Source organism: Mesorhizobium sp. CO1-1-11, assembly GCF_020164995.1.
GTDB lineage: Bacteria > Pseudomonadota > Alphaproteobacteria > Rhizobiales > Rhizobiaceae > Mesorhizobium > Mesorhizobium australicum.
Genome location: NZ_JAIUHE010000002.1, coordinates 259,748 through 277,685 on the forward strand (window position 1 = coordinate 259,748; position 17,938 = coordinate 277,685).

Here is a 17,938-nt window from a genome sequence, read left to right on the forward strand (position 1 = left end):
GGCTTAGCCCAAAATGCCAGGCAGGTTGAGCTGGTGCTCCTTGGCGCATTCGATCGCAATGTCATAGCCGGCATCGGCGTGGCGCATGACGCCGGTCGCCGGGTCGTTCCACAACACCCGTTCCAGGCGCCTTGCAGCATCCGGCGTGCCGTCGGCAACGATAACCATGCCGGCATGCTGCGAGAAACCCATGCCGACGCCGCCACCATGATGCAGCGACACCCAGGTGGCGCCCGAAGCTGTGTTGAGCAACGCATTGAGCAGCGGCCAATCGGACACGGCGTCCGAACCGTCCTTCATCGCTTCCGTCTCGCGGTTTGGCGAGGCGACCGAACCGGAATCGAGGTGATCGCGGCCGATGACGACGGGCGCCTTCAGTTCGCCCTTGGCCACCATCTCGTTGAAGGCGAGACCCAGCCGGTGCCGGTCGCCGAGGCCAACCCAGCAGATGCGCGCCGGCAACCCCTGAAAGGAAATCCGCTCGCGGGCCATGTCCAGCCAATTGTGCAGATGGGTGTTGCCGGGGGTGAGCTCGCGGACCTTGGCATCGGTCTTGTAGATGTCCTCCGGATCGCCGGAGAGTGCCGCCCAGCGGAACGGGCCGATGCCGCGGCAAAAGAGCGGACGGATATAGGCCGGCACGAAACCGGGGAAGGCAAAGGCGTTTTCAAACCCTTCATCCTTGGCGACCTGGCGAATATTGTTGCCGTAGTCGAGCGTCGGCACGCCGGCGTTCCAGAACGCCACCATCGCCTCGACATGTTCGCGCATGGAGGCGCGAGCCGCCTTCTCGACCGCCCTGGGATCGCTGACACGCTTTTCGCGCCACTCGGCCATCGTCCAGCCCTTCGGCAGATAGCCGTTGATGGGGTCGTGGGCAGAGGTCTGATCGGTCACCATGTCGGGGCGGATGCCGCGACGGAACATTTCGGGCACGATCTCGGCGGCGTTGCCGAGCAGGCCGACGGACTTCGCCTCCCCGGCCTTGGTCCAGCGCTCGATCATTTCCATGGCTTCGTCGAGCGTCTCGGCCCTCTCGTCGACATAGCGGGTGCGCAGGCGGAAATCGATCGAGTCGGGATTGCATTCGATCGCCAGGCAGCAGGCGCCGGCCATGACGGCGGCCAATGGCTGGGCGCCGCCCATGCCGCCGAGGCCGCCGGTCAGGATCCATTTTCCCTTGAGATTGCCGCCATAGTGCTGGCGGCCGGCTTCGACGAAGGTCTCGTAGGTGCCCTGCACGATACCTTGCGTGCCGATGTAGATCCAGGAGCCGGCCGTCATCTGGCCGTACATCATCAGGCCCTTTCTATCGAGCTCGTTGAATTTCTCCCAGGTCGCCCAGTGCGGCACCAGATTGGAGTTGGCGATGAGCACGCGCGGCGCGTCCGGGTGGGTGCGGAACACGCCGACCGGCTTGCCCGACTGCACCAGCAGCGTCTCGTCCTCGCCAAGGGTCTTCAGCGAAGTGACGATCTGGTCGAAATCGTTCCAGGTCCGCGCCGCCCGGCCGATGCCGCCGTAGACGACCAGTTCGTTGGGGTTTTCGGCGACGTCTGGATCGAGGTTGTTCATCAGCATGCGCAGCGGTGCTTCGGTGGTCCAATACCTGGCATTGAGCTTGTCGCCGCGCGGCGCGCGCACTTCGCGTATATTGTGACGGGGATTGTTCATCATTGTCCCTTTCGGACGAGGCGGCGCGTCAGCGCCCGGCCCAGTCAATGGCGGTTTGAAGAATTCGCGTCAGCGTGGCGCGGATCGGAGCGGCGAACGCGGCGTCGTAGGGCACCGGCCAATTGTCCGGCGTGCCCTTCCCCTCGGGCTCGCGCATATAGCCTCGATTGGAGAGCTCCATCTGCAGCGCGTGCACGCCCTGTAGCGGCTGGCCGAAATGGCGCGTTATCCACCCACCCTTGAAGCGTCCGTTGACGACAAAAGTCTCGCCGGTTTCGGCCATGATCTGGTTGACCATCGCCTGCAACGTCGGATCGGCGCTCTTGCCGTCATTCGTGCCGAGATTGAACACCGGCAGCGTGCCTTCGAACAGGCGTGGCAGCACCGAGCGGATCGAATGGCAGTCATAGAGGACAATCTTGCCATGCAAGGTGCGCAACCTGTCGATCTCGGCCTGCAAGGCGGCGTGATAGGGTGCAAAGAACTTCAGCCGGCGCTCGTCGATCTCCGATGGCCCCGGCTCTTCGCCGTCGCGGTAGAGTGGGTCGCCGTCGAAGGTTTCGGTCGGGCACAGGCCGGTGGTTGCCTGGCCGGGATAGAGCGAGGCGCCGGATGGATCGCGGTTGACGTCGATGACGGTGCGCGAGATCGCGGTGTGCACGACAGTGGCGCCGAGACCGGCGGCAAAATCATAGAGATCGTCGATCCACCAGTCGCAATCACGACGGCCGAGCCAAGGCGAGGCCAGCCGGTTTTCGAGGCCGGCGAGGTCGATACCTGTGTGCGGGATCGACACCAGCAGCGGCGCCGTGCCGCGTGTGACCGTGAGCCAAGGGGTGGCCGTCATCACGCCGCTCCGGCAATCGAGGGCAGTGCCACCGCGCTCGTGGCTTTCACAACCGCACCGCTGCGCACCATGGCGATCGCCTTTTCCATGTCGGGGTGGAAGTGCCGGTCGTTATCGAGATGCGGCACCTCGGCGCGAACCAGCTTGCGCACGGCTTCCAGTGCTGCGCTCGACGCCAGCGGCTGATGGAAATCACAGCCTTGCGCGGCGGCCAGCAACTCGATGCCGATCACCGCGGTTGCATTCTCGACCATGCCGATCAGGCGGCGTGCGCCATGCGCGGCCATCGAGACGTGGTCTTCCTGGTTGGCCGAGGTCGGGATGGAATCGACGCTGGCCGGATAGGCCTTCTGCTTGTTTTCCGAAACAAGCGCGGCCGCCGTAACCTGCGGGATCATGAAGCCGGAGTTCAGACCGGGCTTGGGCGTCAGGAAAGCGGGCATGCCTGACAGCGCTGGATCGACCAGCATGGCGATGCGGCGTTCCGACAGCGAGCCGATCTCGCAGACGGCCAGCGCGATCATGTCGGCGGCGAAAGCCACCGGCTCGGCGTGGAAATTGCCGCCGGACAGAGCAGTATCGTCTTCTGCGAAGATCAGCGGGTTGTCGGTGACGCCATTGGCCTCGGTTTCGAGCGTATCGGCGGCCTTGCGCAGGACATCGAGTGCGGCGCCCATCACTTGCGGCTGGCAACGCAGGCAATAGGGATCCTGCACACGCTCGTCGCCGACCCGGTGCGACTCGCGGATGGCGCTGCCGGCCATCAAATCGCGCAGTGCGTCCGCGGTCTCGATCTGGCCACGGTGCTTTCTCAGCAGATGAATGCGCGGGTCGAACGGCGCGTCGGAACCCTTTGCCGCGTCGGTCGAAAGCGCGCCGGCGACAAGCGCCGACTGGTAGAGCACCTCGGCATCGAACAAAGCGGCCAGTGCATAGGCCGTCGAAAACTGCGTGCCGTTGAGCAGCGCAAGGCCCTCCTTGGCACCCAATGTCACGGGCTCCAGCCCGTGCGAGACGAAGGCAACCTTGGCCGGGAAACGGCCATGCGGAGTAAAGCATTCGCCGACGCCGATCATCACCGCCGTCATATGCGACAGCGGGGCAAGGTCGCCGGAGGCGCCGACGGAACCTTGCGCCGGCACGACCGGGATGACGTCGTTGGCCAGCATCGCTTCAAGCAGCTCGATGGTCTGCGAGCGCACGCCGGAGGCGCCCTGCGCGAGGCTCGCAAGTTTCAGCGCCATCATCAGCCGGGCAACGGCAACGGGCATCGGCTCGCCCACGCCCGCGGCATGCGAAAGCACGATGTTGCGCTGCAGCGTCTCGAGATCGTCGGCGGGGATGCGCACGCTGGCCAGCTTGCCGAAACCAGTGTTGATGCCATAGACCGGCTCACCCTTGGCAACGATGCGCGCGACAGCTTCGGCACTCGCCTTGATTTTCGGACGGCAGGCATCGTCCAGTTTCGGCACGGCGCCACGGTATATGGCGCGCCAGTCGGCCAGCGTCGCATTGCCGGGCTTCAGGGTCAGTTCGGTCATTGTCCTCTCCAGATGCGAGCATGCAGCGGGTTGAAGCCCATGCGGTAGACGAGTTCGGCGGGGCGCTCGATGTCCCAGATCGCCAAATCGGCGGATTTGCCTGATACCAGCGTGCCGGTCTCGCCGAGCAGCCCCAGCGCACGCGCGGCTTCGCGGGTGACGCCAGCAAGACATTCGTCGACCGTCATGCCGAACAGGGTGGCCGCCATGTTCATGGTCAGAAGCAGCGAGGTCAGCGGCGAGGTGCCGGGATTGTTGTCGGTGGCAACAGCCATTCTGACGCCATGCTGGCGAAACAGGCCGATCGGTGGCTTCTTGGTCTCGCGGATGAAGTAGTAGGCGCCGGGCAGGATCGTCGCCACGGTCCCCGCCTTGGCCATCGCCACCGCGCCTGCCTCGTCGGTATATTCGAGATGGTCGGCCGACAACGCGCCATAGCGCGCGGCAAGTTCTGCGCCATGCAGATTGGACAGCTGGTCGGCGTGAAGTTTGACGGGCAAGCCAGCCGCCTGGGCGACATCGAAAACGCGCGCCATCTGCTCCGGCGAAAAGGCGATGCCTTCACAGAACCCATCGACGGCATCGGCCAAGCCTTCCTCGACGACGCCGGGAAGGATCGTTTTGGCGACGAGATCGATGAAGGCATCCTTGTCGCCCTTGGCTTCGGGCGGCAGCGCGTGGGCTGCGAGACATGTGGTGCGAACCGTCACCGGGCGTTCATTGCCCAGCTGTCGCGCGGCGCGCAGTGACTTCTTCTCGTTTTCGAGATCGAGGCCATAGCCCGACTTTACTTCCACTGTGGTTACGCCCTCGGCAATCAGCGCATCGAGGCGCGGCAGCGTCTGGGCAACCAGGTCGCCCTCGCTGGCAGCACGCAAGGATTTGACCGACGAGACGATGCCGCCGCCGGCCCTGGCGACTTCCTCATAAGTGGCGCCGGCCAGCCGCATCTCGAATTCGTTGGCGCGGTTGCCAGCGTGGATCAGATGGGTGTGGCAGTCGATCAGGCCGGGCGTAATCCAGCGGCCCTCGCAATCGATGATCTCGCCTTGGGCAAAAGCCGAGGGCATCTCGGATTGCGGACCGGCATAGATAATGCGGCCGTCGCGCGCGGCGAGCGCACCATGCTCGACGATACCCAATCCGGCAGAATTTTCAGCCATGGTCGCCAGACGCGCATTGCGCCACAGGCGAAGCCCCCCTGCGTGGTTTTTGCTGCTCTCTACGGCCATCATCTTTTCCGTTTCAATCGGTGGCGATTATGTATATACATATTGAAACGCACTGCAAGTGCCATCATCACATACGAGACCGGAAAGCGGAGAGAAAAGTGACCGATATCTTTGCGGAACAGGCGCTTCTTCCTAACGGCTGGCACGACAATGTGCGGATCACTTTTGCCAATGGGCGCATTACGGCCGTGGAGCCTGAAGCCGCCGCCTTGCCCGGTGATGAACGCCATTCCATTCTGCTGCCAGGCATGCCCAACCTGCACAGCCACGCCTTCCAGCGCGGCATGGCCGGCCTTGCCGAGTTGCGAGGCCCCTCCGCCGACAGTTTCTGGAGCTGGCGCGAGGTGATGTACCGCTTCGCGCTGTCGATGACTCCCGACCAGGTCGAGGCGGTGGCGGCGCAGCTCTATGTCGAAATGCTGGAGGCCGGTTTTTCCCGCGTCGGCGAATTTCATTATCTGCACCATGATCGGGATGGACAACCCTATGCCAACCCAGCCGAGATGGCCGAGCGCATCGCTGCCGCGGCTGGCGAAACGGGTATCGGCCTGACGCTGCTGCCGGTGTTTTACGCCCACTCCTCTTTCGGCGGCGCAGCTCCGAATGAGGGCCAGCGCCGATTCATCAACGATGTGAATCGGTTCGCCCGGCTTGTGGAGAAAAGCCGTGAATCGGTTCGCGCGCTGAATCAAGCTGTCGTCGGCGTCGCGCCGCACAGTCTGCGCGCCGCGACGCCTGAAGAGCTGATCGAAGTCACCGCCATGGCGCCAAACGGACCGATCCACATCCACATCGCCGAACAGGTCAGGGAAGTCGAGGACTGCCTTGCCTGGTCCGGCGCGCGTCCGGTCGAATTTCTGCTTGGGGCTGCCGCTGTCGACCAGCGTTGGTGCCTGATTCACGCCACCCATATGACGGATGCCGAGACCATCGGCATGGCGAAGACCGGCGCCATTGCCGGCCTTTGCCCGATCACGGAGGCCAATCTCGGCGACGGCACCTTTGCCGCGCCATTGTTCAGGGAGCATGGCGGCCGCTTCGGCATCGGCTCCGATTCCAATGTGCTGATCGGCCTGCCCGACGAATTGCGCCAGCTCGAATATTCGCAGCGCCTCGCGCACCGCGCCCGCAATGTACTTGCGGTAGCCGGCGGCTCAACAGGCCGCGCCCTGTTCGACGCAGCGCTTAACGGCGGTGGCGTCGCCCTTGGTGCCGGCGCCTCGCAAATCGCGACTGGGGCATCCGCCGATCTCGTCTCGCTCGACGTCGGTAATCCCTCGCTGGCTGGCAAGACCGGCGACGCGATCCTCGATGCCTGGATCTTTGGTAATGGCAGCAAGGTCGATTGCGTCTGGGTGCATGGCAAGAAACAGGTCAGCGCTGGCAGACACGCCAAGCGCGGGGCTATCGCCGCACGGTTTCGCAGCGTGATGACTGCGCTTTCCGAGGGTTAACGCAGATGAGCATGGCTGAACGGACGGACATAGACGACAGCGAGACCGTCTCGCTGCATCAGCGCATCCTGTCCGATATCCGCGAAAAGATCCTGTCCGGCACCTGGGCGCCCGGCCACCGTATCCCATTCGAACATGAGCTGACCGCCGAATACAAATGCTCACGCATGACGGTGAACAAGGCTCTGTCGCAGTTGGCCAAGGCAGGTCTGATTGAACGCCGCCGCCGGTCGGGCAGTTTTGTCCGCCAGCCGCAATCGCAGGCAGCGGTGCTGGAGCTTCACGACATCAGGATCGAGGTCGAGGCGCTCGGCCTGCCCTATCGCTACGAACGGCTGGAACGCCTGAGGCGGCGCAGCAACGTGGAGGACAGGGCGTTGCTCGGATTGTCCGCCGCGGGTTCGGTGCTGGCGGTCGAAGGCCTTCATTTTGCCGGCGAACGGCCATTCGCACTCGAGCAACGTCTGATCAATCTTTCGGCGGTCGCGGAAGCCGGGGACGAAGAGTTTCTGGAAATCGCGGCGGGTCCATGGCTGATCGGCCGCGTGCCGTGGAGCGAGGCCGAACATCGGATACGCGCCGTGGCCGCCGATGAGACTATCGCCGACGTGCTCGATATCGATCCTGGCGCGCCTTGCCTGGTCGTGGAGCGCCGCACCTGGAGCGCGGAGCACCCGGTTACACACGTGCGCTTCATCTATCCGGCGGAAAGCCACACGCTGGTGGCAAGGTTCACGCCGTCGCAGGGGTAAGCCGATCTCCCGCTTGGGGAAGATCGGCACCTACAGCCGCTTTACAGCGCAGCCGTAATAATAATCTCGACCAGATATTCGGGGCCGGCGAGCTTTGCCTCGCCGGTGGCGCGAGCGGGTGTGTGGCCCTGCGGCACCCACTTTTCCCATTCGGAATTCATCTCGGCGAAGGTGCCCATGTCGGCCAGCCAGATGATCGCCTGGACGATCTTGGTCTTGTCGGTGCCGGCCTTGGCCAGCAATTCGTCGATGGTCGCGAGGATGTCGCGGGTCTGCGCGGCGACGTTGCCGCCGGGCTCGCCGACCTGGCCGGCCAGATAGACGGTGTTGCCGTGTATGACGATCTGGCTCATGCGCGGGCCAACATCGATGCGACGAATGCTCATTGCGAGGTTCCTTCGTTTGAGGGTTGCGCTTGTTTAGAGTCGGCGTGGGCTTCGGGCAAGGCCGCCGGCGCCAAATCTCCTTGGACCAGCGCGGAAGAAACTCACGGCAAGTTGAGCCGCCGGGTCGCAAATCCACCGGATTGGCCTGTTGACTAATGTAATAACATCACATATCCAACGGCCACTATCGCGGCCAGGCTCGACTTCCCAACGGAACGATATGACCCAGACCTGCCTAACCTTCCGTGACCTGACGCTGGGCTACAACAGTCATCCCGCGATCCATCACCTCGATGGCACGATCCGCAAGGGTTCGCTGACGGCCGTGGTCGGGGCCAACGGCTCCGGAAAATCGACGCTGATGAAGGGTATTGTCGGCGTGCTGAAGCCAATGGCCGGCGAGGTCATCCGCGCGTCGGGCGTGCGGGCAGCTTATCTGCCGCAGCAGTCGGAACTCGATCGCTCCTTTCCCGCCCGCGTCGTCGATCTGGTTTCGCTTGGCCTGTGGCCGAAGCGCGGCATGCTCGGCCGCTATACCAGGGAAGATCGCGAAGCCGTCAGCCAAGCATTGATGGCCGTCGGCCTCGGCGGCTTCGAGAAGCGGCCGATCGACACGCTGTCGGGCGGCCAGCTGCAGCGCACGCTGTTTGCCCGCGTGCTGTTGCAGGATGCCGACCTGATCCTGCTCGACGAGCCGTTCAACGCGGTCGACGCCAAGACGGTCGGTGACCTCATTGCCCTGATCAAGCGCTGGCATGGCGAAGAGCGCACCATCATGGTGGTGGTCCATGATCTGGACCTGGTGCGCCAGAATTTTCCCGAAACACTGCTGCTTGCCCGCCAGCCGGTTGCCTGGGGCGATACCCGGGAGACGCTGAAGCCTGAGAACCTGCTGCGCGCGCGCCGCTTCCACGAAGCCTGGGAAGAGAACGCCCCCTGGTGCGAGCCTGACGAGCACGCTCATGGCCATGATCATGATCATCATGGCCATGATCACGACCATCACCATGGCGCCGGACCGAGGGCCGCCTGATGGACGCGCTCTACAGTCTCTTCATTGCTCCCTTCGCCGATTTCGGCTTCATGCAGCGTGCGCTGTTCGGCTCGCTGATGCTGTCGCTCGGCGCCTGCCCCATCGGCGTCTTCCTGATGCTGCGGCGCATGAGCCTGTCGGGTGACGCCATGGCGCATGCCATCCTGCCAGGGGCGGCCGCCGGCTTCCTGTTCTATGGCCTTGAAATCCTGCCGATGACCATTGGCGGCCTGATCGCCGGCGTCATCGTCGCGCTCGGTGCTGGCGCTGTCTCGCGCTTCACCATCCAGCGCGAGGACGCCTCGATGGCCGCCTTCTATCTGATTTCGCTCGCCATCGGCGTGCTGATGGTGTCGATCCGCGGCTCCAGCGTCGATCTCATGCATGTGCTGTTCGGCACGGTGCTGGCGCTCAACAACGAGGCATTGATGCTGATTGCCGGCATCGTCGCGGTGACGTTGGCCAGCCTGGCCATCTTCTGGCGGGCGCTGGTCGCCGAATGCCTCGACCCGCTGTTCCTGCGTTCGGTCAGCCGCATGGGCAGCCCGGTGCATTTCATCTTCCTCGGCCTCGTCGTGCTCAATCTCGTCGGCGGCTTCCAGGCGCTCGGCACTTTGCTATCCGTCGGATTGATGATGCTGCCGGCGGCAGCCGCGCGATTCTGGACCGCACGCGTCGAGCCGATGTGCGTGCTGGCGGTGCTGATCGGCTTTGCCTCCTGCATTGCCGGATTGCTCTTGTCCTATCATGCGTCGTTGCCCTCCGGCCCGGCCATCATCCTGTCGGCCGGTGTCGTTTATTTCGCCTCGATCCTGTTTGGCACGCGCGGCATCCTGCGCGGTCGCATCATCCATCACCGCCACAGAACGGCCTGATCCGCCTCACCCTCTAAAAGGAACCCCGCTTATGCTGAAAACGATCCGTGCCGGCCTGACATTGAGCGTTATAACATTAACTGCCTTTGGCGCATCATCGGCCTTCGCTGCGCCGCTGAAGGTGGTCGCCAGCTTTACGGTCATTGCCGACTTTGCCAAAAACGTCGGCGGCGACCGCGTCGCGATCACCACGATCGTCGGGCCGGATGGCGACGCCCATGTCTATGAGCCAAGCCCTGCCGACGCGGTCGCCATGGCGAAGGCCGACATCGTGCTGGTCAACGGCCTGCATTTCGAAGGTTTCCTGCAGCGGCTGGTCGATGCCAGCGCCACCAAGGCCTCGATCGTCACGCTGACCAAGGGTGTGACGCCGATCGACTTCAAGCCTGAATTCGCCGAAGCCGACGCGGCCGAAGGCGCCGGCACCGGCAAGACGGTCACCGATCCGCACGCCTTCCAGTCGATCGCCAATGCCAGGATCTATGTGAAGAACATCGCCGAAGCTTTCTGTGCGGCCGACAGCGACGGCTGCGTCAGCTACCAGACCAATGCCGCCGCCTACACCAAGAAGCTCGACGCGCTGGAAGGCGAAGTGAAGGCGGCGATCCAGTCGATCCCCGAGGCAAAGCGCGTCGTCATCACCTCGCATGACGCCTTCGGCTATTTCGAGCACGAATACGGCCTGACTTTCCTCGCCCCGCAAGGTATCTCGACCGATTCCGAGCCGTCGGCCGCCGATGTCGCCAAGTTGGTCGAGCAGGTCAAGCAGGACAAGGCCGCGGCCATCTTCGTCGAGAACATCACCAACACTCGCCTGATCGAGCAGATTGCCAGCGAGACCGGCATCAAGGTCGGCGGCACGCTTTACTCGGACGCGCTGTCGCAGCCCGACGGCCCCGGCTCGACCTATATCGACATGATGCACAACAACATCCGCCAGATCAAAGGCGCCATTCTCGGCAGCTGAGTTTGATCTGCGGCCAGCCGGGCCGTATCGGCCCGGTTGGATTTTCTGGCGCGCGATGTCTATTTGGCAGAGAATTCCTTCGATGCGGATTGCCGCCCCCCTCCCGGAGTGGCAAGACTGCCGTCAAAGAGATCGCGAGGATACGAGCCATGGAATACCGCCAGATCAGTGAAGACTATTCGGTCTCGGGCCAGATCCAGCCCGAGGACGTTGCCGCCATCAAGGAAGCCGGCTTCAAGAGCGTGATCTGCAACCGGCCTGATGATGAGCAGCCGGGACAGCCTTCGGCGGACACGCTCAAGGCCGCGGTCGAGGCCGCTGGCCTCGCCTTTCGCTACATTCCGGTGATCAGCGGCCAGATCACGCGAGAGAATGTCGACGACCAGGCCGAGGCGCTCGATGAGCTCGACGGCCCGGTGTTCGCCTATTGCCGCTCCGGAGCCCGCTGTACCAATCTGTACGGGCTGATCCAGCAGTCGAAGGGTTAAATCGGCAGCGCGCCGGTCTCCTTCAGCGTCTCCAGCACGATCGCCGTCTTCACATGCTGCACGGATTCGTGCGGCAGGAGCACGCCGTTGACGAATTCCGACAGTGATTTGAGGTCTGGCGTTACGACCTTCAGGATGTAATCCATCTCGCCGGTCAGTGCGTGAGCCTCCTGCACCTCGGGCAGCCGTGCCACCAATTCGCCGAAGCGGCGCGCATTGTCGCGATTGTGGGTGGCCAGTGTCACCGAGATGACGTTGACCAGCGAGAAACCGAGCTTGTCGCGGTCGAGCACCGCTCGATAGCCCTTGATGTAGCCGTCCTCCTCCAACCGTTGGCGGCGGCGCGAGCATTGCGAAGCAGAGAGGTTCACCCGCTCGGAGAGATCGTTGTTGGTGAGCCGCGCGTCGCCTTGCAAAAGCGCCATTATCTTGCGGTCGAACTGATCAATGCGCGCGTCATCCACGATTTTTGCCTTCACCATGCACGGTTCGCGCATGACATCACCATTTCAAGCGTTTGAATGCAAGCACCGTGCGTGGGCTCCGCGCTATTATGGTTTCGACGGCTTTTCAGGCCGAGCAGCTTCCGGAGGATATCATGGGTCCTTTCCCGCACGACGCCCCGCCCGCCACGATCAGCAAAGACAACCCCGCTGGCACCGACGGTTTCGAGTTCGTCGAATTCGCGCATCCGGAGCCGCAGAAGCTGGCCGAGCTGTTCACCCGCATGGGTTATGTCGCGGTAGCCAGGCATCGCACCAAGGACATCACCGTCTGGCGCCAGGGCGACATCAACTATGTCGTCAATGCCGAGCCCGGCTCGCATGCGATGAAATTCGCCGACAAGCACGGCCCCTGTGCTGCCTCGATGGCCTGGCGGATGGTCGATGCCAAGCACGCTTTCGAGCATGCCGTCTCGAAGGGCGCCATGCCTTACGAAGGCGACGACAAGGCGCTCGACGTGCCTGCTATCGTCGGCATCGGCGGCTCGCTGCTCTATTTCATCGACAGCTATGGCAAGAAGGGCTCGGCCTACGACGCTGAATTCGAGTGGCTCGGCGAACGCGACCCCAAGCCGCAAGGCGTCGGCTTCTATTTCCTCGACCACCTGACCCACAACGTCTATCGCGGCCAGATGGACAAATGGTGGGATTTCTACCGCAATTTGTTCGGTTTCAAGCAGATCCATTTCTTCGACATCGACGGCAAGATCACGGGCCTGGTCAGCCGGGCGATCACCTCGCCCTGCGGCAAGATCCGCATTCCGCTCAACGAGTCCAAGGATGAAACCAGCCAGATCGCCGAATATCTGAAGAAGTACAATGGCGAAGGCATCCAGCACATCGCGGTGGGAACCGACGAGATCTACGCCGCCACCGACAAGCTCGCGGAGAACGGGCTGAAATTCATGCCCGGCCCGCCCGAGACCTACTACGACATGTCGTATGACCGCGTGAACGGCCATGACGAGCCGATCGAGCGGATGAAGAAGCATGGCATCCTGATCGACGGCGAAGGTGTGATCGACGGCGGCATGACCAAGATTCTTTTGCAGATCTTTTCGAAGACCGTGATCGGGCCGATCTTCTTCGAGTTCATCCAGCGCAAGGGCGACGAAGGCTTTGGCGAAGGCAATTTCCGCGCGCTGTTCGAATCGATCGAGCAGGACCAGATCAAGCGCGGTGTGATCAAGGTTCAGGCGGCAGAGTAATTTCTCCGGCTCCGCTTGCGGCTCGACTAATTATGACCTAAATTTTGGTCATAAGAGGTCGAGCCCATGAATGTTTCCATTGCAGAAGCCAAGGCAAAACTGTCGGAACTGATCAGCCGTGCGCAAGCTGGCGAAGAGATCGTGCTTACACGTCACGGCAAGATCGCGGCTCGGCTGGTGCCACCGCTCGGCGAAAATCTCCTGCCCCGTATTGGCGCCTTAAAGGGCAAGATTTGGATAGCGGACGATTTTGACGAACTCGGTCCCGAATGGGACGAATACGTCAAATGACTGCCGGCTCCTTTCTTGCCGATACGCAAATTATCCTTTGGTCTATTAAGGACGACCCTCGACTCAGCGAGGAGCACCGGGCTGTCCTTGCATCGGACGCGACCGTTTACGCCAGCGCGGCAAGCGTTTGGGAAATCGCGATCAAGCGATCGATCGGCAAACTCGACGTTCCGGACGACCTGCCGGCGTTACTCCCGAGAATGCAATTCCAGCCGCTGACCATCACGTTTCAGCATGCGCATGTTGTCGGCCGCCTTCCCCGCCACCATGGCGATCCGTTCGACCGGCTGCTGATCGCCCAAGCGCAGGTCGAGAATCTCACCATCCTGACAGCGGACAAGCAATTTGCTCTCTATGACGTCGCGCTGGCATGACGTTTCATAATCCCAGCCGTTCGACCTCCGCTGTTCTCAACTTAACGTCATAATCGAGCAGGAACTCGTCGAGCTGCGGCGGTGCTACGGAGGTACCCGCGAGCATGGCATGCACCTGGCCCCGATGGTGGATGTCGTGCAGGAAGACGTGCGCCAGGATATCGCCGGTCTTTTCCGGGATCATGCCGTCCTCGCGCCGGTCGGTGACGACGCTGCGATCGAGATCGGCCTTCGACAGGCCATCGCAGAAGGCGATCAGCCGCCGGTCGGCCGCAAGCTGAGCCAGGTAAAGCTCGGGCGCGGCATCGAAAGGCACGAAGTCATCGTAGGCAGCCGCACCGAGGCGGCCGTCTTCGAGAAAATCGAGATAGAGATGATCGACCGCGAGGACATGGTTGAGCGTTGCCTTGATCGACGGGAAAAAGTTGGTGCGCTCGGCCTCGAATTCACCGGGCTTCAGCGCAAGCACGGCGCGATAGAGCCGGTCGTTCGACCAGAGATTGTTCTTCGCCATGCGACGCAGATGATCCAGCAGGTCCATCACTCAAACCTCTCATTGTGCCTACCGCTGGTATTTCTCGACCTTCTGCTCGATGGCGCCGAAGATCGAATGCCCTGATCTGTCCTTCATCTCGATGCGCACGGTGTCGCCGAAGCGCAGGAAAGGTGTCTTGGGCTCGCCTGACACAATGGTCTCGATCATGCGCTGTTCGGCGATGCAGGAATAACCGGCTCCGCCCGCAGAGACCGGCTTGCCCGGGCCGCCGTCGAGTTTGTTGGACACCGTACCCGAGCCGATGATGGTGCCTGACACCAGCGGCCTTGTGCGGGCGGCGTGAGCCATCAGCGCCGGAAAATCGAAGGTCATGTCGACACCGGCATCGGCGCGGCCGAACGGCTTGCCGTTGATGTCGGCAAGCAGCGGCAGATTGACCTTGCCGCCGTCCCAGGCATCGCCCAGCTCATCCGGCGTCACCGCGACCGGAGAGAAGGCGGAGGACGGTTTCGACTGGAAGAAGCCGAATCCCTTGGCCAGTTCCGGCCCGGTCAGCGCGCGCAGCGTGACATCGTTGACCAGCATGACCAGCCGGATCGCGGCGCGCGCTTCCTCGAGGCTGGCGCCCATCGGCACATCGTCGACGATGACGGCGATCTCGGCTTCCATGTCGATGCCGAAGGCCTCGTCCGCTAGACGGATCGGATCGCGCGGGGCAACGAAGGAATCCGAGCCACCCTGGTAGATCAGCGGGTCGGTCCAGAAGCTTGCCGGCATCTCGACGCCGCGCGCCTTCCGCACCAGTTCGACATGGTTCACATAGGCCGAGCCGTCGGCCCATTGATAGGCGCGCGGCAGCGGCGAATGCGCGTCATGCTCGTGAAAACGAGCCGCCGGCAACGCATTGTTCTCCAGCGATTCCGCTATGGTCGCGAGATGCGGCGAGATCCTGCGCCAGTCGTCGAGTGCGGCCTGCAGCGTGCGCGCCAGGAACGAGGCGTCGGTGTATTGCGTCAGGTCGCGCGAAACGACGACGAGTTTTCCGTCGCGTGTTCCGTCCTTCAGCGTGGCAAGCTTCATGCGGTTCCCTCTCCTGATGCGGCCTTGGCGCCGCTTAACTCCACAACAAGGCCGTCGCGAGCGATCGTCAAGTCGCCAGCCCATGTTTTCCTGACAGCGGCTATCCAGTCGACCTCGCCGATCTCGGTATCGTCGGCTGGAATGAGGTGATTGAGCACCAATCTTTTGACGCCGGCATCGCTGGCGATACGGCCTGCCTCCTCGGCAAAGCTGTGACTGGCGAGCAGATGTTCCCTGAGCCGCGCGCCATTGCCGGTTCTGGCAACCAGCCGCTCGATGCCTTCTTCCAGCATGGCTTCATGGACGAGGATAGCAGCGCCATCGGCAAAATCGGCCAGCGGCGGAAAGAAAGCAGTATCGGCCGAGAACACCACGCTGTTTCCCCCATGCTCGAAGCGCAAGGCGAAGCAATCGGTCACAGGCGGATGGTCGACGCGCAGTGCCGTCACCTTCAGTCCGCGCTGCTCGACCACATGCCCTTGGCCGAATTCGTCGACAGAAACCAACTCGCGAATATCGGGGCGGCCCTCGTCGGCGATGCGGATCTCGATGTCGAATTCCATCGCCTGACAAAAGCGCCGCCAGTAGTGGCCAAGCCCAGGCGGCCCGAACACGGTGACCGGCGTCGCCAAGCCAGCCGTCCATGCGGTGTGGATCAGCGGCCCGAGTTCCAGCACATGGTCGGAATGCAGATGCGTGATGAAGATCAGGTCGAGTGCCTTCAGGCTGACACCGGCATCGACCAGACCGCGCGTCACGCCGAGCCCGCAATCGACGACGATGGCTCGCCCGCCGATTTCGAGCAGCGTCGAGCTCGGCCACGGCCCGCCCGGCCGCAGTGCCGGACCGCCTTTCGACCCGAGCAGCACCAGCCGGTCCGGCATTGGCTTGCCGCTCAAGACCAGTCGCCCTCGGGCGTGCCATTGAACCGCTTCTTCAGGTCGGCCCAGCAATCGATGTAATTGTCCTGCCGGGTTTCGAGTTCGGCGCCGTAGCGGGTCAGCATCTGCGGAAAGCGGGTTTCGAACATGAAGGCCATGGTGTTGTCGAGCTTGACCGGTTTCAGGTCCGCGCGCGAGGCTTTTTCGAAGCCAGGCGCATCCGGGCCATGGGCCAGCATCAGATTGTGCAGGCTGATACCGCCGGGGACAAAACCTTCCTCCTTGGCGTCGTACTGGCCATGGATCAGGCCCATGAACTCGCTCATGATGTTGCGATGGTACCAGGGCGGCCGGAACGTATTTTCCGCCACCAGCCAGCGCGGCGGGAAGATGACGAAATCGATGTTGGCGGTGCCTTCCTCGCCGCTCGGCGCCGTCAGCACGGTGAAGATCGACGGATCGGGGTGATCGAACAGCAGCGCACCGACCGGCGAAAAGGTCGCCAGATCATATTTATAGGGCGCGTAGTTGCCATGCCAGGCAACGACGTCGAGCGGCGAATGGCCGATCTCGGTGACGTGAAAATTGCCGCACCATTTCACGATCAGCCGGCACGGCGTCTCCTTCTCCTCGAACCAGGCGCAAGGCGTCTTGAAGTCGCGCGGGTTGGCCAGGCAATTGGCGCCGATCGGGCCGCGGTCAGGCAGCGTCAGCTTGGCGCCGTAATTCTCGCAGACATAGCCGCGCACTTCGGCGTCGACCAGTTCGACCTTGAAGACGAGGCCGCGCGGCAGCACGGCGATTTCACCGGGCCGAAGCTCGATGACGCCCATCTCGGTGATGAAGCGCAAGCTGCCCACCTGCGGCACGATCAGCAGCTCGCCGTCGGCGTTGAAGAAATGATCGTCGGTCATCGAGCGGTTGGCGACATAGACATGGGCAGCCATGCCGGTCTGGCCAAGCACGTCGCCGGCGGTGGTGATGGTGCGCATACCCTTGATGAAGTCGGTCGGCTCTTTCGGCATCGGCACCGGATTCCAGCGGTACTGGCCAAGCGCCAGCTCGTGGTCGCCGACATTGGGGGCGCTCTTCCACAGGGGATAACTCGCCGCCTTGAACCTGCCCGTGTGCTTGACGCTCGGCCGGATGCGATAGAGCCAGGAGCGCTCATTGGTGCCGCGCGGCGCGGTGAAGGGCGAGCCTGAAAGCTGCTCGGCATAGAGGCCGTAGGCCGGCCGCTGCGGCGAGTTGCGTCCCTGCGGCAGTGAGCCGGGCAAGGTTTCGGTTTCGAAGTCGTTGCCGAAACCCGGCATATAGGAAAAGGCCATTGCTTCCTCCCGGATTGACCAAATTGGTTTCATTTGTAACCATCGAAAATGTAACTATCAATCTTCCGTTTTTCCCGGATGCGGACAATGGACATTCTCGAACTCGAAAGCTTTCTGCCCTACCGGCTCTACCGCCTTGCAGATGCGGTCAGCCGCGAATTCTCGAAGGTCTATAAGGACCGCCATGGCCTGACCCGGCCCGAATGGCGCACGTTGTCGGGATTGGGACAGCGCGGCACGATGACCGCGACGGAACTTGGCGAGCAGTCGGCCATGCACAAGACCAAGGTCTCGCGCGCCGTGGCCGAGTTAGAACGGCGGCGCTGGCTGGTACGAACACCTGACGAGAACGACCGCCGCGTCGAGCACTTGACGCTTACCAAAGTCGGGCTTGCAGCCTATCGCGAGATGGTGCCGCTGGCGCAGAGTTTCGAGCGGGAACTGCTGGCGAAACTTGGCGTGGACGAACGTGCGGCGATTGTGCGTGGGGTGGCGGCGCTTGAGAGGACGTTGGAAGAGAAGTAGCGC

General features: G+C 62.8%; 20 protein-coding genes. 10 read left to right on the top strand and 10 right to left on the bottom strand.

Annotation, left to right across the window (positions count from 1 at the left end; genetic code table 11):
* Nucleotides 1-3: 3 nt before the first annotated feature.
* Genes hutU through hutI form a run of 4 tightly spaced genes read right to left on the bottom strand, consistent with a single transcriptional unit; the run spans nt 4 to nt 5,294 of the window.
* Complete coding sequence (gene hutU / locus LB554_RS03255) at nt 4-1,674, bottom strand: urocanate hydratase (protein WP_224583200.1); 1,671 nt, start codon at nt 1,672-1,674, stop codon at nt 4-6.
* 28 nt (nt 1,675-1,702) lie between these two features.
* A complete protein-coding gene (gene hutG, locus LB554_RS03260) occupies nt 1,703-2,521 on the bottom strand; it encodes an N-formylglutamate deformylase (RefSeq protein WP_224583093.1) in 819 nt (272 codons plus the stop codon).
* Nucleotides 2,521-4,062 carry a histidine ammonia-lyase gene (gene hutH, locus LB554_RS03265; RefSeq protein WP_224583095.1) on the bottom strand — a complete coding sequence of 514 codons (1,542 nt, stop codon included), beginning with the start codon at nt 4,060-4,062 and terminating at the stop codon, nt 2,521-2,523. The genes hutG and hutH overlap by 1 nt, the downstream gene beginning before the upstream one ends.
* Nucleotides 4,059-5,294: an imidazolonepropionase gene (gene hutI / locus LB554_RS03270; RefSeq protein ID WP_140617106.1), complete on the bottom strand. Its 1,236-nt coding sequence runs from the start codon at nt 5,292-5,294 to the stop codon at nt 4,059-4,061. The genes hutH and hutI overlap by 4 nt, the downstream gene beginning before the upstream one ends.
* A gap of 98 nt (nt 5,295-5,392) precedes the next feature.
* On the opposite strand from hutI, the gene LB554_RS03275 reads away from it, so the two are divergent.
* Complete coding sequence (locus LB554_RS03275) at nt 5,393-6,748, top strand: formimidoylglutamate deiminase (protein WP_224583097.1); 1,356 nt, start codon at nt 5,393-5,395, stop codon at nt 6,746-6,748.
* A 5-nt stretch (nt 6,749-6,753) separates the two neighbouring features.
* Nucleotides 6,754-7,500 (top strand): histidine utilization repressor, encoded by a 747-nt coding sequence (hutC, locus tag LB554_RS03280; protein ID WP_015318311.1) that lies wholly within the window; start codon nt 6,754-6,756, stop codon nt 7,498-7,500.
* A gap of 41 nt (nt 7,501-7,541) precedes the next feature.
* Here the strand turns inward: hutC and LB554_RS03285 are convergent, their stop codons facing one another.
* Nucleotides 7,542-7,886 carry a RidA family protein gene (locus LB554_RS03285; RefSeq protein ID WP_224583099.1) on the bottom strand — a complete coding sequence of 115 codons (345 nt, stop codon included), beginning with the start codon at nt 7,884-7,886 and terminating at the stop codon, nt 7,542-7,544.
* Nucleotides 7,887-8,106: 220 nt separating this feature from the next.
* On the opposite strand from LB554_RS03285, the gene aztA reads away from it, so the two are divergent.
* The 4 genes from aztA (at nt 8,107) to LB554_RS03305 (ending at nt 11,249) form a co-directional block, all read left to right on the top strand.
* Nucleotides 8,107-8,919, top strand: a complete 813-nt coding sequence (gene aztA / locus LB554_RS03290) for a zinc ABC transporter ATP-binding protein AztA (RefSeq protein WP_015318313.1) — start codon at nt 8,107-8,109, stop codon at nt 8,917-8,919.
* Nucleotides 8,919-9,794, top strand: a complete 876-nt coding sequence (gene aztB / locus LB554_RS03295; protein ID WP_015318314.1) for a zinc ABC transporter permease AztB — start codon at nt 8,919-8,921, stop codon at nt 9,792-9,794. The genes aztA and aztB overlap by 1 nt, the downstream gene beginning before the upstream one ends.
* A 31-nt stretch (nt 9,795-9,825) precedes the next feature.
* The gene (aztC, locus tag LB554_RS03300) at nt 9,826-10,761 is read left to right on the top strand and encodes a zinc ABC transporter substrate-binding protein AztC (protein WP_015318315.1); all 936 of its coding nucleotides are present in this window, start codon (nt 9,826-9,828) and stop codon (nt 10,759-10,761) included.
* Nucleotides 10,762-10,910: 149 nt separating this feature from the next.
* Nucleotides 10,911-11,249 carry a TIGR01244 family sulfur transferase gene (locus LB554_RS03305; RefSeq protein ID WP_015318316.1) on the top strand — a complete coding sequence of 113 codons (339 nt, stop codon included), beginning with the start codon at nt 10,911-10,913 and terminating at the stop codon, nt 11,247-11,249.
* Here LB554_RS03305 and LB554_RS03310 read toward each other — a convergent pair.
* Nucleotides 11,246-11,713, bottom strand: coding sequence for an Lrp/AsnC family transcriptional regulator (locus LB554_RS03310; RefSeq protein WP_041163864.1), 468 nt, complete (start codon nt 11,711-11,713; stop codon nt 11,246-11,248). The two genes, LB554_RS03305 and LB554_RS03310, sit on opposite strands and share 4 nt — an antisense overlap.
* 134 nt (nt 11,714-11,847) lie before the next feature.
* Between LB554_RS03310 and hppD the strand changes: the two genes are divergently transcribed.
* The 3 genes from hppD (at nt 11,848) to LB554_RS03325 (ending at nt 13,625) form a co-directional block, all read left to right on the top strand.
* Nucleotides 11,848-12,960, top strand: a complete 1,113-nt coding sequence (hppD, locus tag LB554_RS03315) for a 4-hydroxyphenylpyruvate dioxygenase (RefSeq protein ID WP_224583101.1) — start codon at nt 11,848-11,850, stop codon at nt 12,958-12,960.
* Between the two features lie 66 nt (nt 12,961-13,026).
* Nucleotides 13,027-13,251: a type II toxin-antitoxin system Phd/YefM family antitoxin gene (locus LB554_RS03320; RefSeq protein WP_015318319.1), complete on the top strand. Its 225-nt coding sequence runs from the start codon at nt 13,027-13,029 to the stop codon at nt 13,249-13,251.
* Nucleotides 13,248-13,625, top strand: coding sequence for a type II toxin-antitoxin system VapC family toxin (locus LB554_RS03325; protein WP_015318320.1), 378 nt, complete (start codon nt 13,248-13,250; stop codon nt 13,623-13,625). Before LB554_RS03320 ends, LB554_RS03325 begins: the two co-directional genes overlap by 4 nt.
* 4 nt (nt 13,626-13,629) lie before the next feature.
* Here the strand turns inward: LB554_RS03325 and LB554_RS03330 are convergent, their stop codons facing one another.
* Genes LB554_RS03330 through hmgA form a run of 4 tightly spaced genes read right to left on the bottom strand, consistent with a single transcriptional unit; the run spans nt 13,630 to nt 17,410 of the window.
* Nucleotides 13,630-14,166, bottom strand: a complete 537-nt coding sequence (locus tag LB554_RS03330) for a DinB family protein (protein ID WP_015318321.1) — start codon at nt 14,164-14,166, stop codon at nt 13,630-13,632.
* A gap of 21 nt (nt 14,167-14,187) precedes the next feature.
* The gene (locus LB554_RS03335) at nt 14,188-15,201 is read right to left on the bottom strand and encodes a fumarylacetoacetate hydrolase family protein (RefSeq protein ID WP_015318322.1); all 1,014 of its coding nucleotides are present in this window, start codon (nt 15,199-15,201) and stop codon (nt 14,188-14,190) included.
* Nucleotides 15,198-16,085 carry an MBL fold metallo-hydrolase gene (locus LB554_RS03340; RefSeq protein ID WP_015318323.1) on the bottom strand — a complete coding sequence of 296 codons (888 nt, stop codon included), beginning with the start codon at nt 16,083-16,085 and terminating at the stop codon, nt 15,198-15,200. The genes LB554_RS03335 and LB554_RS03340 overlap by 4 nt, the downstream gene beginning before the upstream one ends.
* 11 nt (nt 16,086-16,096) lie before the next feature.
* Nucleotides 16,097-17,410, bottom strand: a complete 1,314-nt coding sequence (hmgA, locus tag LB554_RS03345; RefSeq protein ID WP_140720876.1) for a homogentisate 1,2-dioxygenase — start codon at nt 17,408-17,410, stop codon at nt 16,097-16,099.
* A gap of 87 nt (nt 17,411-17,497) precedes the next feature.
* Here hmgA and LB554_RS03350 point away from each other — a divergent pair, with 87 nt between their 5' ends.
* Complete coding sequence (locus LB554_RS03350) at nt 17,498-17,935, top strand: MarR family winged helix-turn-helix transcriptional regulator (protein ID WP_224583103.1); 438 nt, start codon at nt 17,498-17,500, stop codon at nt 17,933-17,935.
* Nucleotides 17,936-17,938 lie beyond the last annotated feature (3 nt).

Bases quoted from the DNA above. Each gene is read 5' to 3' on its own strand.
- LB554_RS03285 (WP_224583099.1), bottom strand. From the start codon at position 7,886: ATGAGCATTCGTCGCATCGATGTTGGCCCGCGCATGAGCCAGATCGTC.
- LB554_RS03335 (WP_015318322.1), bottom strand. From the start codon at position 15,201: ATGAAGCTTGCCACGCTGAAGGACGGAACACGCGACGGAAAACTCGTC.
- LB554_RS03320 (WP_015318319.1), top strand. From the start codon at position 13,027: ATGAATGTTTCCATTGCAGAAGCCAAGGCAAAACTGTCGGAACTGATC.
- aztB (WP_015318314.1), top strand. From the start codon at position 8,919: ATGGACGCGCTCTACAGTCTCTTCATTGCTCCCTTCGCCGATTTCGGC.
- aztC (WP_015318315.1), top strand. From the start codon at position 9,826: ATGCTGAAAACGATCCGTGCCGGCCTGACATTGAGCGTTATAACATTA.
- hutC (WP_015318311.1), top strand. From the start codon at position 6,754: ATGAGCATGGCTGAACGGACGGACATAGACGACAGCGAGACCGTCTCG.
- LB554_RS03350 (WP_224583103.1), top strand. From the start codon at position 17,498: ATGGACATTCTCGAACTCGAAAGCTTTCTGCCCTACCGGCTCTACCGC.
- LB554_RS03325 (WP_015318320.1), top strand. From the start codon at position 13,248: ATGACTGCCGGCTCCTTTCTTGCCGATACGCAAATTATCCTTTGGTCT.
- LB554_RS03330 (WP_015318321.1), bottom strand. From the start codon at position 14,166: ATGGACCTGCTGGATCATCTGCGTCGCATGGCGAAGAACAATCTCTGG.
- hppD (WP_224583101.1), top strand. From the start codon at position 11,848: ATGGGTCCTTTCCCGCACGACGCCCCGCCCGCCACGATCAGCAAAGAC.
- hutU (WP_224583200.1), bottom strand. From the start codon at position 1,674: ATGAACAATCCCCGTCACAATATACGCGAAGTGCGCGCGCCGCGCGGC.
- LB554_RS03340 (WP_015318323.1), bottom strand. From the start codon at position 16,085: ATGCCGGACCGGCTGGTGCTGCTCGGGTCGAAAGGCGGTCCGGCACTG.
- LB554_RS03305 (WP_015318316.1), top strand. From the start codon at position 10,911: ATGGAATACCGCCAGATCAGTGAAGACTATTCGGTCTCGGGCCAGATC.
- hmgA (WP_140720876.1), bottom strand. From the start codon at position 17,410: ATGGCCTTTTCCTATATGCCGGGTTTCGGCAACGACTTCGAAACCGAA.
- hutI (WP_140617106.1), bottom strand. From the start codon at position 5,294: ATGGCCGTAGAGAGCAGCAAAAACCACGCAGGGGGGCTTCGCCTGTGG.
- hutG (WP_224583093.1), bottom strand. From the start codon at position 2,521: ATGACGGCCACCCCTTGGCTCACGGTCACACGCGGCACGGCGCCGCTG.
- aztA (WP_015318313.1), top strand. From the start codon at position 8,107: ATGACCCAGACCTGCCTAACCTTCCGTGACCTGACGCTGGGCTACAAC.
- hutH (WP_224583095.1), bottom strand. From the start codon at position 4,062: ATGACCGAACTGACCCTGAAGCCCGGCAATGCGACGCTGGCCGACTGG.